This window comes from Candidatus Nitrosocosmicus sp. T (genome assembly GCF_054408485.1).
In genome coordinates this window covers 734,170-746,416 of record NZ_CP166992.1, presented here as the reverse complement: position 1 = coordinate 746,416, position 12,247 = coordinate 734,170, and the positions used below count along the sequence as shown (strand labels likewise).

Sequence of the window (12,247 nt, the reverse complement as noted above, 5' to 3'; positions counted from 1 at the left end):
TGGAATTATTGTAATTATATTTAATGCCAGATGGTGTGCAAAGGATTTCATCAGAATCAGATAGTATGGCAGTAATTACTCCTTTACTTATTACTAAAATAGATATCTAGTTTGACATAAACCATGTGTATATCCACATGGAGTTTAATTATTTATTTCATTCATTTTAGAACATCAAGATAAAAAAATAGAATGACCAGTTATGCATCAGAATCAGAAACCATTTTATCTGCATACATGTTAAAGAAATGAAAAAATGACTTGGGCTATCAACACACATTTAGGTGAAATTTATCATTTTTGATTAACATATAATAAAAAGTCTGATAGAATAAGCATATGTCTGAATTTGATAAAACTATGGATATCATATTTGGTAGATGGAAAGGTCAAATACTGTATACTGGTGCCAAGATAGGAGTATTTGATTACCTAACAGCAAGTCCCAAAGAATTAAGTCAAATTGCACGGGATTTGAATCTGAATGAGACAATGGCATATCGTCTTCTTAGATCAATAGCATCTTTAGGTTTTTTAAAAGAAGAGGAGGACGGCCGCAGATTCTCGATAACGGCTTTAGGAGAACTGCTAAGAAAAGAATCATCCTCAAACTCTTCAAGGAGTTTTGCTTCTAGAGGAAGGGCCAGAGCATTATCAAATATGGAAGCATTTGTCAAGAATGATTAAAGATGGACAACAAAATGCATTTATTTCAGAATATGGCAAAAGCATTTTTGAATATGCGGGCCAAAATTCAGATTATTCTAAAGTTTTCAATGATGCAATGAGCAGTTATTCAGCAATGCATACTGCCATGGTATTAGAAGCGTTGAATGGATATGACTTTACTAATGTCTCTCATGTTTGTGAAATTGGTGGTGGTCAAGGACATCTTTTAAGTCATTTGCTATCAAAATATAATCATCTCAATGGAATGATTTTAGAATTGGAGCATGTGGTCAACAATCAAGATTCATCATGGCCTACTAAAATGGGATTACAGGATCGCTGTAAATATATCATAGGGAATATGTTTGAACAAGTCCCCTCTGCAGATCTATATATAATGAAAATGATTCTTCATGATTGGAATGATGACGAATGCATAAAAATACTTTCAAATATTCACAAAACTGCACCTGTCAAATCCAAGGTATTCATTGTTGAACACATAGTACCAGACCCAGCGACACCACATTTTTCTAAATTATTTGATATACATATGATGTGCGCTACCACTGGAAGAGAAAGAACGATTGAAGAGTATAAATCAATTTTAAGCCAATCCGGATGGCGACATATCCAAACTCATTACCCCAATTCTAACATGATTGGCGTTATTGAATGCACTAAAACAATATAATTAAGTCATTTAATTAATCAAGTTTTGTTACTTTTTTTCTTACTAATATTTTGTGAGACATGAACTAGTAAATCTGGATGGTATTTGTAATTTGCATTTGCACTCGTACATTGACCACTAGAACTTTTCATAAATATTTCATGGCTAACTTGATTGCTAAGACACTTTTACGTTAAATCGGTCTCTTTCTGTATATCCATCATCATTTGGAATAAATTTGCCTTCAATAACTTTAGGATAAAATTGTAGTTGCAAAAAGCCATAAACATCATAAAAATGAGTATCATTTTCCTCCATTATTTTATATTGGCTTCTACCTCCAAGTCCACTGATAACATAATTTATGCCATCTTTTTCTTCTCTCTGATAATTATGATTATGGCCGGAAAGCACCATATCTACTTCAGTATTCTTAAAAAGATCGTGATATTTGACAAATAGGCTATTGTTCCATTGTTCTAAGGTGCTGTGACAGGATATCAGTCTAAGAAATTTTAAAATGGAATTGCAATCTGATGAAACAAAGGGAGCATGACTTATCACAATCTTATATACCGCATCCGAATTTTCTAATTCATTTTTAACAAAGTTAAATTGTTCATTTTCTAAATTGTTTTTCTCGCTATTGCTGTTTTGGTTATTTTCTTCTAATCCAGTGAAATTCATTGCTACAACAAGAATTTTACTGCCGTTGTGATCAAATGTTCTGCTGTAATATCCCTCTTCGGGTATGCTATAATGTTGCATAAGTTGTTTTTTTGTTTCCTCATTACCATCACCACTGCCTATATCATGATTACCAATTGTTAGTAATGTATGACTAGTTCCATTCTCTCCTAAAACCTTTGTTTGATCAAAAAAGCAAGCTAAACTTGTATCGTAAGACAAGTCACCTAAGAAAATAACTAAATTGGGTTGGATATTTGCTATTGATGAAATTGTTTGTTTTCCATTATCATTACAACCGAGATCTCCAACTGCAGCGACATTAAATGGTATGTCTTGTTGTCCAAATACATCAATTATACTAGATGGAAACAGAATAAAGATAAAAGATGCTCCAATGGTTAATGAGAGTAAGAGTTTGAGATAATTCACAAAAATTCTTTATTCTCCCCTTCATTTATGATTTAAGATAAAAATAGAATTTAGATTTGAATATGAGACCAGCATTACAATTTTTGTAACATAATATATGTAAATTTAATGCGGATTCGGTGGGACGAGAACGAATTTTCTACTACCAGTTTATCCTGACTTTAGTTTGTATCTACATCATATACCTTTATGTATATTTTAGAATGAGTTGGTATTTCTGTGATATATCAAAGAATAGTTAAAACCCTATCGCTTGGAGCGTTAGGAGGACTCATTGCAAGCATCGTCATGTATCCTTTCCTTTTTCTTACTACTAGCATGATGGGAATTCCTTTAGATGACTTATCCATAGCCAGAGGAATGGCAATAAGTAATGTCAATGACGACTATTACCTTAATTTGACATTGGGTATTGGAATGCATTTACTCACTGGAGCCATCGCCGGTGCAATATTTACAGTAATAGTAAGTACGATAAAGAAATTCAGAATTATTAATCTTAAAAGAGGAATTATGGAAGGAATTGTTTATTCAATTATTATTTTCATAGTGTTGTATATTCCAACTACAATGAGTATGGTCTATCCAAATCTAGTTGACATCATGAACCAATCCAGTCCCGCCCAGAGTAGCTCAAAAGATCAGAGAACGATTGAACAAAATCTTATTCCTATATACGGATTTGGATTTATTGCACACATCCTATTTGGAGTAATATTAGGATTTATGGCAACACTCTTAATTCTTAAAGGTTACCTGCTTCAAAAGAAATAATAGTGGTTTCTTACAGAATTTAATAGCACGTAATGTATAAGATGAGAATGATTCCAAAAAAAATAAAATTTAATACGATTTTAATACGGATATAGAGTATTCTAAAATCAGGATCCTTCGATAATAGCCTCGGTGAGATTAAGTTCCGTATATTATGTGGGCTCGGTGCAAATCATTAGGATATCCACACTGGTTCTTGGTCCTATTTTCTTTGTTTTTTAGAAATTATGAAATCAAAAAGAATAGTTTAACAAATTTATAATTACATGTAATCAGTTATCTGTCTGATGGTATGCTGAATAAAAAACTGGCGCCATTGGCCTCCTTGTTGTTTTGAGCCCAAATCTTTCCACCATGCATTTTTATAATGTTTTTGCAGATAAATAGTCCTAGTCCTGTACCTTAAGAAGACTTTGTTGCAAATTTGTTAAAAAGTCTTGGAAAGATTTCTGGATGTATACCTTCGCCATTATCTTTTACACAAACAACAATTATCTTCTTTCCCTCTTCTTTCATTTGTTCCACTGTTATTGATATCAATCCTCCTTTCTTGTCCAAAATGAATTTAATAGAGTTATCTAACAGATTTGAAATAACTTGAGCAATTCTGTGCTTGTCAGCATATATAAAATATTTCTTGAAGTTGTCATATTGGATAGATATTTCCTTGTCTTTTCTAATGGATAACTCAAAATTCTTTACTACTTTAACTAATAGTTGGTTAATGTCAGAGTTCTTTCTTCAGGCTAATCATATTGCCCTCCATTCGAGTTATGTCTAGAATATTTTCACTTAACGCATGTAATTTATTGCCGTTGTCTATTACAATGTCAAGTAACCGTACCTGTTCTTCATTTTTCAAATTGTCTTTTATGTGTTCTGTAAGACCGATAATGGGTGTAATGGGAGTTCTTAATTCATGTGCAACTGAATCAATGAAATCCTTTTGCATTCTTTCGTGTAGTTTTAGATTTTCATAGGCCATTTGTAATTGTTCGTACAGGTTAGTTTGATTCCAAAGACTGTCAAATATGAATGCATAAGACATGGCGGTAGATTTGCTTTCAATAAATATTGCAATTCCTAATGCATCTATAAAGTTAAGACTTGAATCATCTTTTATTTCCCATACTAATGTTTTTTCTCTGTCTAAAATGTTGATTCTATTAACGGCTTTTATAATCGTATCAAGTCTTCTAAACTTTATGTTACCATATGATGATTGTATTCTGTCATAAGTAGCTTGATTTTTATAATCCATTGAACTAAGAATTCTTACATCTATTCCCTTTGATGCCAATTCGTTGAGAACCCTAAAACCTCCCGATGCTTCAGTACCGAAGCAGTCCATTGTTAGATGAAAGAATTATCAATACCTCTCTTTGTATCGATGAAAATAATTTGCTAGTTAATTTTAAGGATTCAATTGCATCCGGTATTACCTGGATATTAACATAATTTCCACTTATTACATCTTGTATTCTTTCTTCAGCATCTATACCCATCATCCACATTTTTTCAAAGATGTTTTTGTAATGTTCAAGATAGAGAGGATCATTGCTTGTGAGCATACTTTTAATCATGTTTGCTGAATCAATTCTATCAACTGATGAAAGTAGTATTTTGTCGCTTAAACCGAAATTAGTAAATAAAGAATCCTTTACATGTCTAATTTGGAAACTCTGATTCCAAAAAAAATCTAACCTCTTCCGTATCTGCCTTTGTATTAATGGTAGTTATCCACTTGACTCCCAAGTGTTCTCCTTTTTCGTATTTCTGTAGGATTTTACTATGAAATTCTGGAAAGTTTTTTCGAATCATTATTAGGCCTTCTATGGTGGAAAAGGCGTAAATTTGGTTAGACGAGGTATTGAACTTTCTGATTTGATTTAGAATTTCATCAGGTTTTTCTAACACTTTTGTTGTTATTGGCTCTATACCTTTTTCCAAATATTTTATTCTCTTGTCTAGGGGTAAAGCCCGATCCCAGTCTGAAAGGAAGCGCTTTTTAGCAGAATATATAACTGATGACTCATTTGAAGCAATCCACAAGTCCTCTCCTTCGGTTTGGTTGACTGAATTTGTCGCCTCTCGAGTGATCAATGGCTCTATAATTGAGAAATATGCTGCTTCATTGTCATAAATAACGCAGCGTCTCAAGCCCGAACTATCTATATGTCTAATTTCTACTCCTGCATCGGAAAATTCCTTTGCCGCATAAATTACTCCAGGTTCAATATCTGTTAGAATTTTTGTGCTGCCATGACGCTGGGCTATCCTTTCTTTTAGTAAAGGAATAAAAGGTTTGTAACTTTTAGCCATTTCTTCTCCTGTAATACAATAATAGTCATTTATAGAAGTAAGAGATTTTCTAAAGGCCTCCTGAAGCGCCTTTCTTCTATTTTTTATTATGGTAGTAGACTTATCCTCAGAATCGTTATCGACAGAAAAATGAGCATCGATGTTTTTTGCAGAGGAAAATTCTTCGCCGTTAGGTTTTGGAACAGACAATAAACTGGCCCTCCAATTATTCAATTAAGAATACAGCAAATACTATTTAAGAATGACTATGTTAAAGGTTGACTCTGTTTATTTAAGTATACTTTGTACTCTGTTGATATATCTAAATAGCTGCAACCATTTCTTATATATTTTAGAATGCAATTTTTGATTCTACAAAGAAAAGATGCGCTAAACTTTCAGTTCTATTTTTATTTACTCAAATACCTTTGCGCTCTTTAAAAGAAATCGTTGATACTATTTGTTGATTTCAAATCCATCATCATTTTAAACAAAAGCGTTAATCCATCTCCAGGTTCAGGGCCTAATAGTTGCAATCCAAGTCATCATTTCTTATTTATAGTCACAGGTCGTATAAGTTCAAGCAATTCGGCATCACTTGCCATTACAGTTTCTCTCCGACTCCAGGAGAATAATAACGAGTATTGTGAGATAATAAACAAATACAGTTGGGTAACAAACAAATGTCATCAGAGAGAAGCTATGCTGCTAACATACGAGTAAACCACCTTTTATTCATTTTTGGTATCACTTTAGCTTGAATATTCATGTTACTTATTATTTAATGTACAATTGTTTGTTGTTCTGCGACAAACAGTATACAGAGCTAAAATCAAAATGCCTATTGAAACCAATCTTAGTGGAATTTGATAATTCGTGAGAAAGGCGGTAGCAATTATACCTGCACTGCCAAAAGTAGAAATTAGTACAAATCCGATTGAAGAACAGCTGGCGCAAGCGCTAGATAATATTGTCAAAAATGAACTTGAAATTAACGATTTATCTAATTTTATACTTGAATTTCTCAATAGGTAAATGTTCATCGAAACAACAACTCCCAGAAGCAATGCACTGGCAGTAGATAAAATGAACCCGGCTATAGCGTCATTTGGTAGATAAAAATAAAGTATCGGAGAAAAATATAGCAGTTCGTCAAAGACATTAAAAAAAATCCAAAATAAAGTGAATACTAGAATGGTTAACCCAATATATAAAGGTGGATTTGAACCGTATGCTATTTTAAATGCGAAAAGTCCTAACATTTAATTCTTGATTGCCTTGTTTTTCAAGTTATCGATAACTGACTTAAATATTGGAAAAGGCTTTGGACCCTGAATTTTTTCAATAATTGAACCTTCACTAGTCATTGCTATAAAGGATGGAGTTTCTGTAAAGCCTAGAGAATTTGCCAAGGCAATATCTTTGTCTATGAATGATCCATATTTTTTAGTATCAAAGCATGAATTAAACTTGGTAATATTGATACCTGATAACTGTGAAGCAAATTTCTTTAAGTTTTCAGTATTGACCCAGCCAGAATCTATCGGTCCTTGGTTTGCATACAAGATCTTGTGAAACTCCCAGAATTTTCCTTGGTCATTTGTACATTGTGCTGCTAGCGAAGCATTTTTAGAATCAAATCCTCTGTTTGGAAGATGCTTAAATACATAGACTGCTTTATCTGTTTGGATGTAGGAGGAATTAATTTGTTGTTCTGTATTGTCTACATATCTTTTGCATAGGTGGCATTGAAAGTCGCTAAAGTCAACAAGCACTAATGGAGAGCTAAGATTTCCATAATATGGTGATCCCTGATTAATTAAAGTAGATAGTGTTAGGTTATCTAGAGTTTGTGCAAAAGCAATATCCTTCACTATATGTGGATTTGATTCGGTATAAACGATATTTGATGCTAAGAATAAGAAAAAAAATGCAAAAACAAAAGATGAATAAACGCTGAGATAGTTTAGATTAAATGCCATGCTCTAATAGTTATTATTGTCATTTCCTGTATATACTCCATTCTCTTGCTATATTAAAATTCAAAGTGAATATTGATCTTTTGTTTGAGCCAGTCTTGTTTGTTATGTTCTATAATTGTAATTTAACATTTTTAGTTAGAAATGAACTTATAACAATCAACAGAAATAGCTATATCTGAACATCTAATTTGTTCTAATATGATTAAAATGTCAGTTCTTTATGTTGAATATATCAAAGACATATTTTCTCCCACTTTGACACTAAGGCCAAATACTGCCAAAGAATTAGAGAAAACGATTTTGGGTATTCCTTATGACGAGATTATATTAGATTTTTCTGGTGTTAAATCTATGAGCATGGAATTTGCAAAAGAATACATGTCAATCAAGTGTAGAAGCAAGAAAATAATCAAAGAAATAAATATTCCCATCGGTTTGGAGTCGATAATAAATAGGGTATTGGACTGTCCCGCCGCATTAAATGTGGCGCTAGGCTGAGCTACGCGAGGGCGGAGTAGAGGTTATGTATTTCATTTCTAACGAATTCATGTAGTGTATGATGTTATGAGCAATAGGAGAACTATAAAGTCAGTTACTTTGGTTGCAACATGTTAGCCATATTGCGCAATAACTAAAACATAGTAACATTATACTCCATGGCAACACCAGTTGTCAACTACAGATCAGTGAAAGACATGTAAGCATCGTCTATAACTAAAATTATCCAACTTCCAATATGTCTTAATTCGATCCATGGGAAGACCTAATGTCTCTCTTATAGGATCATTTAGTATAAGATCGAATATTCTAATCGTTGTTTCAAGTTTAACCAGGCAAGAATTAGCCTCCTATTGGCATCTGGCCGACAAACGAAATCTATTGCTTTGTGACATATTATATAGCGAATAATTATTATATGGACCCATATATAACGTGGATTGGTGGGATGAGTTTCCGTTTTCTACCAAATGTATGAGTTTTGAAGTTCTTTTCTTGAACTCGGCTGACTCCCCCCTAAGTTCCGAAAATATAGTGCTGGTAACCATCTTAAAAATAAGTTCTAATACAGTTTTATTAGATCCTAATTGAACATACGATTTAATATTTCAGTTTTTTTTGCCAACTCTTAGGTAATCAAATAAGATTTAAATAATTTTGTATTCATATAAGAAGTATGTCCTCAAATAACGGTTTTAGTCAAAGTCCAAATCATTTTATGATATTAGCTGCAATATCAAGAGGTATAAAAAAGGTAGACAACATATCAAAAGTTACAAAGTTATCCAAAGATGAGATAGAATTAGTAGTCAATGACTTGAATGCTCAAAAGCTTATCACTATGGTAGAAAAAAAAGGCTTTTTTGGCAATAAGAAGATTGAGCTTTATGTCACAGAAATAGGAGATAAAATACTAGAATCAAAGAAGCAAGAACTAGTCATTAAATCTAAACATCTTCAACAACTCTATGAAACCGGCAATAAAGGTCAAATGCAGAGCTATATGGACGATAATAGAATGTGGATGCCGATGATGCTATTTTCTGGAATAATGAATATGGTAATGTTTAGTTCGATGATGTCTTTTATGGGAATGTCAATGAGCCCAGCCGAAAGCGCCCAAAGTGAAGCCCAAGCTAGTGAATCTGGAGGATCTGGAGCTGAAGATACCGGAGCAGCGTCTGATACTGGTGATACAGGTAGTTTTAGCGATATGGGCGCTGATAGTGGAATGGATATGGGTGGATTTGATTCTTTTTAGCTAACCTGAATCTCATTTATTGATAATTGAAGTCGCCCATATTCTTTTACAAAATAAGATAAATTGTGTGTCGATTACTGCATCTTCATATTACATTGGTGAAATCAATATCTTAGGGTTTAAGGATGTATCATGATGACAAGGTTTCTTGCACAATGGGCAATTCTTTCTATCTGTATTAATACAACCACATATATGATCTGCAAGAGAGTCTTTTAAAGCCGTTGTAGATTCTCTAATACCAGTACAAGATGAACATACAGTGTTAGTAGTTCCAGAGGACATTATACCGCCACAAATCTCACATGTTTTCATTTCTCCAATTCTATATCGATATTACTGATAAACTCTTTGGCATGTTCAATAATCATAAGAATTTATTACAAATCAGATTATTAGAAACCTTTGATTTTTAATTCTAAAACATTATTATAGATAAACTTGTTGCTAAAAAAGGGTATCTTATTCACTGGGATTAAGTTCCATATACTATGTTTGCTCGGTAGTATATGAAACAAATTTGACTCAAATTATCAATCCACGTAGTGGCAATGTGATATGCTCCAGTCGTCAAGACCGGTTTTTCATTGTAAAAATGTTTCCTCTCAAACACCAACCTAAAGAAGTTTAGTATTAGATGTATGATACAGCCGATGCTGATTACGATTTATTAACTCTACTTTGTAATTCCATGTTATGGATTTACCTTGGGGTGATCCCCGTTCAAATAAATTCGCTACATCAATAGGCTTGATAACATCAAATGGTCCTCATGGTCACGATATTTTGGCATGTGAATGGACACATCATCTTTCTTACAGACCAGGGCTTATAGCGGTTTCTTTAGGACCCACAAAGGCCACTGTCGAAAATATCAGAGCGTCAAAAGAATTTGGAATTAACCTATGTGCAACTGATCAGACAATCGTTGCTAGTGTGGCTGGAGGATATAGTGGAAGAGACTATGACAAAATTAATGCTTTAAAGGATTTGGGGTTTCCATTCTATCAAGCAGACAGTATAAATGTATTAATGGTGAAAGGGGCTTCATTAAGTGCTGAATGTAAGTTATTCAATGAGGTCATTTTTGGGGATCATGTAATGCTAATTGGAGAGGTAATAGAAGCGATTCATAGTACTGAAAAAGAATCGTTAATATACAATAACGGAATGTACTGGTCCCTGCATCCCATAGCAAAGCCTAATGAAGATAAACGTCAAAGTATAAAAGATATTTTAGAGAAACATAGGAAACCCTCCCAACAAGAATGATGAAATGCAGAATAATCATAGTATTTGTGTATTATCATTATAAAACGAAATGAAATCTCTATATTTCGATTTATAGTAACGATTAGAGCAGTCTGTCAACGATATGCATCATGACATACTTAATAGATACGAAATGTATATATATGATATGACAAGCGAAAAAAATTCTAATCCTATAATGATGTCTTTACACTCTCTTCATAAGGCTATTGCAGCTAAGAAAAATGAAAAATAAACAAAGGTCTATTTTAATAAATACTAAAATGTCTGATGTCTTGATTCCGAAATGCATTAAGGTAATTGATAACTAACTAATGCAAATAACTGGCAATAACGAATTAAGAAGGTACTTGTTAGATAGAAATGATATTTTAGTATCTACAAATTTAAGTAATGAAGAGGAAATATTTAAAATTGAAACAACCGAATCTGCTATAGATAGGTTTCCTAGTTCCCTTTTTAACAAAAAAGTAAGTCTATTGAATGAAGACTTCGTGGGCTTTATGATGGGCAAAACAGATACCGAGATAACGATATTTGGGGATTATGATCAAAGATTTGACGTTCCGATATCAAAAGCTAGGGAAGTTAATAATAATCTAGTCCTTGATATGGAGTGGACCGAGTTTAAATCATATAGTTCAGATGAGTCTTACTTCGAGTCACACTAATTGAAAGAAACAGGCTCATCCAACCCGAATTGATATGAAAAGTATTACCTAATGATGTATCACGCTTTGCTGAAATGTCAAGGCTGCTAAAATTTTTCTAACACATTTACATTAATCTTTCTCCGTGAACATACTTGGAATTGAATAACTAATACATAGAGACCTCAATACAATGAGGGTTTAATGGAAAGAGTCACTAATCTGTGAGTAATTCGCTATAAGATATTAAAAAGTAGTTTTTAGATAGTCTCCTTTTATGCTTTTGTAACATAACGGATAGTTACCTAATCACATGTATGTTATTAGTTCCTCGCAAACGATAATCACAATTCTATAATTCATATAGTAGAAGTCAATATCCTTAATATTATATTCAGTATTATAACTTTAAACTGTAAATATCAGAGAACTCTGTAATATGTATCCGCAAATAACCAGAATAATTGCTTTTAACGGTGTAGTTTAAAATGTTACTATTAATAGGTAGTTGATTCGATGGTAAGTGAAACAAATTTGACTCCTTCCTATCACTCCAACCGAATATCCAACTGAATAAAAACAATCCAACAGAATTTAAGAACTAAATGATTTGTAGATCAGGTTACTTCTTTCTCTATGATCTTCTTTATGGTAAATCATAGGAACAAATCTACTCTAGGATATGAACAAAAAAATTTTTATTTTTACGATAATAGTGATGAATAGTATTATAGAACAGAAAAATCTATAATAAAAGTTTTATCTATATGCTCATCATTAATGACCTATAATGAAAGCATTGTCAAATATCGAAATTTTCGGATTATCATTTGTGCTGATAACAATATTGGTTATAGAGATCAATCTTCATTCTGATGCTTTCAGTCAGGAAAACAAGAAAGAGTATGACCTGATATTACTAAGTCAAAATTACAGTAGCAAAGTATTGGCCGATGAAATTGTTGGTGAGATTTTAAATAATGGAACAGGCAGTGCAAAATCAGTCGAAATATCTGCAGTTTTTTATAATGATAGTGGAATTGTAGGT

Annotated in this window: 14 protein-coding genes and 1 pseudogene; 8 read left to right on the top strand and 7 right to left on the bottom strand. The window is 32.6% G+C overall.

The window, feature by feature from the left end; translation table 11 throughout:
- Positions 1-339: 339 nt before the first annotated feature.
- Together AB0A59_RS03895 and AB0A59_RS03890 are read left to right on the top strand one after the other, a co-directional pair.
- Positions 340-687, top strand: a complete 348-nt coding sequence (locus AB0A59_RS03895) for a methyltransferase family protein (protein WP_458746647.1) — start codon at positions 340-342, stop codon at positions 685-687.
- Positions 680-1,363: a methyltransferase gene (locus tag AB0A59_RS03890; RefSeq protein WP_458746646.1), complete on the top strand. Its 684-nt coding sequence runs from the start codon at positions 680-682 to the stop codon at positions 1,361-1,363. The genes AB0A59_RS03895 and AB0A59_RS03890 overlap by 8 nt, the downstream gene beginning before the upstream one ends.
- Before the next feature lie 156 nt (positions 1,364-1,519).
- Here AB0A59_RS03890 and AB0A59_RS03885 read toward each other — a convergent pair whose 3' ends face one another.
- Positions 1,520-2,461, bottom strand: a complete 942-nt coding sequence (locus AB0A59_RS03885) for a metallophosphoesterase family protein (RefSeq protein WP_458746645.1) — start codon at positions 2,459-2,461, stop codon at positions 1,520-1,522.
- Positions 2,462-2,680: 219 nt separating this feature from the next.
- On the opposite strand from AB0A59_RS03885, the gene AB0A59_RS03880 reads away from it, so the two are divergent.
- Positions 2,681-3,235, top strand: coding sequence for a hypothetical protein (locus tag AB0A59_RS03880; RefSeq protein WP_458746643.1), 555 nt, complete (start codon positions 2,681-2,683; stop codon positions 3,233-3,235).
- Between the two features lie 276 nt (positions 3,236-3,511).
- Here the strand turns inward: AB0A59_RS03880 and AB0A59_RS03875 are convergent.
- The 4 genes and pseudogenes from AB0A59_RS03875 to AB0A59_RS03860 all read right to left on the bottom strand — a co-directional run bounded on the left by AB0A59_RS03875 (position 3,512) and on the right by AB0A59_RS03860 (position 5,746).
- Positions 3,512-3,841: pseudogene (locus tag AB0A59_RS03875) on the bottom strand (sensor histidine kinase).
- 121 nt (positions 3,842-3,962) lie between these two features.
- On the bottom strand, positions 3,963-4,586 hold the full coding sequence (locus AB0A59_RS03870) for a sensor histidine kinase (protein WP_458746642.1): 624 nt from the start codon (positions 4,584-4,586) through the stop codon (positions 3,963-3,965).
- Positions 4,567-4,806: a hypothetical protein gene (locus AB0A59_RS03865; RefSeq protein WP_458746640.1), complete on the bottom strand. Its 240-nt coding sequence runs from the start codon at positions 4,804-4,806 to the stop codon at positions 4,567-4,569. The genes AB0A59_RS03870 and AB0A59_RS03865 overlap by 20 nt, the downstream gene beginning before the upstream one ends.
- 97 nt (positions 4,807-4,903) lie before the next feature.
- On the bottom strand, positions 4,904-5,746 hold the full coding sequence (locus AB0A59_RS03860) for a hypothetical protein (RefSeq protein WP_458746638.1): 843 nt from the start codon (positions 5,744-5,746) through the stop codon (positions 4,904-4,906).
- Positions 5,747-6,412: 666 nt separating this feature from the next.
- Here AB0A59_RS03860 and AB0A59_RS03855 point away from each other — a divergent pair.
- The gene (locus AB0A59_RS03855) at positions 6,413-6,571 is read left to right on the top strand and encodes a hypothetical protein (RefSeq protein ID WP_458746637.1); all 159 of its coding nucleotides are present in this window, start codon (positions 6,413-6,415) and stop codon (positions 6,569-6,571) included.
- A gap of 227 nt (positions 6,572-6,798) precedes the next feature.
- On the opposite strand, the gene AB0A59_RS03850 is transcribed toward AB0A59_RS03855, so the two are convergent.
- Positions 6,799-7,518: a DsbA family protein gene (locus tag AB0A59_RS03850; protein WP_458746635.1), complete on the bottom strand. Its 720-nt coding sequence runs from the start codon at positions 7,516-7,518 to the stop codon at positions 6,799-6,801.
- Positions 7,519-7,716: 198 nt separating this feature from the next.
- Between AB0A59_RS03850 and AB0A59_RS03845 the strand changes: the two genes are divergently transcribed.
- Both AB0A59_RS03845 and AB0A59_RS03840 read left to right on the top strand, forming a co-directional pair.
- On the top strand, positions 7,717-8,016 hold the full coding sequence (locus AB0A59_RS03845) for a hypothetical protein (RefSeq protein ID WP_458746633.1): 300 nt from the start codon (positions 7,717-7,719) through the stop codon (positions 8,014-8,016).
- Between the two features lie 676 nt (positions 8,017-8,692).
- Positions 8,693-9,277 (top strand): MarR family transcriptional regulator, encoded by a 585-nt coding sequence (locus AB0A59_RS03840; protein WP_458746631.1) that lies wholly within the window; start codon positions 8,693-8,695, stop codon positions 9,275-9,277.
- Between the two features lie 90 nt (positions 9,278-9,367).
- Here AB0A59_RS03840 and AB0A59_RS03835 read toward each other — a convergent pair whose 3' ends face one another.
- Positions 9,368-9,592, bottom strand: coding sequence for a hypothetical protein (locus AB0A59_RS03835; RefSeq protein WP_458746629.1), 225 nt, complete (start codon positions 9,590-9,592; stop codon positions 9,368-9,370).
- Between the two features lie 381 nt (positions 9,593-9,973).
- Here AB0A59_RS03835 and AB0A59_RS03830 point away from each other — a divergent pair, with 381 nt between their 5' ends.
- Together AB0A59_RS03830 and AB0A59_RS03825 are read left to right on the top strand one after the other, a co-directional pair.
- The gene (locus AB0A59_RS03830; protein ID WP_458746628.1) at positions 9,974-10,549 is read left to right on the top strand and encodes a flavin reductase family protein; all 576 of its coding nucleotides are present in this window, start codon (positions 9,974-9,976) and stop codon (positions 10,547-10,549) included.
- Positions 10,550-10,863: 314 nt separating this feature from the next.
- Positions 10,864-11,220 (top strand): hypothetical protein, encoded by a 357-nt coding sequence (locus AB0A59_RS03825; RefSeq protein ID WP_458746626.1) that lies wholly within the window; start codon positions 10,864-10,866, stop codon positions 11,218-11,220.
- Positions 11,221-12,247: the final 1,027 nt, after the last annotated feature.

Excerpts from the sequence above, each read along its gene's own strand:
- AB0A59_RS03865 (WP_458746640.1), bottom strand. The coding sequence starts at position 4,806 with ATGCTCACAAGCAATGATCCTCTCTATCTTGAACATTACAAAAACATC.
- AB0A59_RS03830 (WP_458746628.1), top strand. The coding sequence starts at position 9,974 with ATGGATTTACCTTGGGGTGATCCCCGTTCAAATAAATTCGCTACATCA.
- AB0A59_RS03835 (WP_458746629.1), bottom strand. The coding sequence starts at position 9,592 with ATGAAAACATGTGAGATTTGTGGCGGTATAATGTCCTCTGGAACTACT.
- AB0A59_RS03890 (WP_458746646.1), top strand. The coding sequence starts at position 680 with ATGATTAAAGATGGACAACAAAATGCATTTATTTCAGAATATGGCAAA.
- AB0A59_RS03895 (WP_458746647.1), top strand. The coding sequence starts at position 340 with ATGTCTGAATTTGATAAAACTATGGATATCATATTTGGTAGATGGAAA.
- AB0A59_RS03825 (WP_458746626.1), top strand. The coding sequence starts at position 10,864 with ATGCAAATAACTGGCAATAACGAATTAAGAAGGTACTTGTTAGATAGA.
- AB0A59_RS03870 (WP_458746642.1), bottom strand. The coding sequence starts at position 4,586 with ATGGACTGCTTCGGTACTGAAGCATCGGGAGGTTTTAGGGTTCTCAAC.
- AB0A59_RS03850 (WP_458746635.1), bottom strand. The coding sequence starts at position 7,518 with ATGGCATTTAATCTAAACTATCTCAGCGTTTATTCATCTTTTGTTTTT.
- AB0A59_RS03840 (WP_458746631.1), top strand. The coding sequence starts at position 8,693 with ATGTCCTCAAATAACGGTTTTAGTCAAAGTCCAAATCATTTTATGATA.
- AB0A59_RS03845 (WP_458746633.1), top strand. The coding sequence starts at position 7,717 with ATGATTAAAATGTCAGTTCTTTATGTTGAATATATCAAAGACATATTT.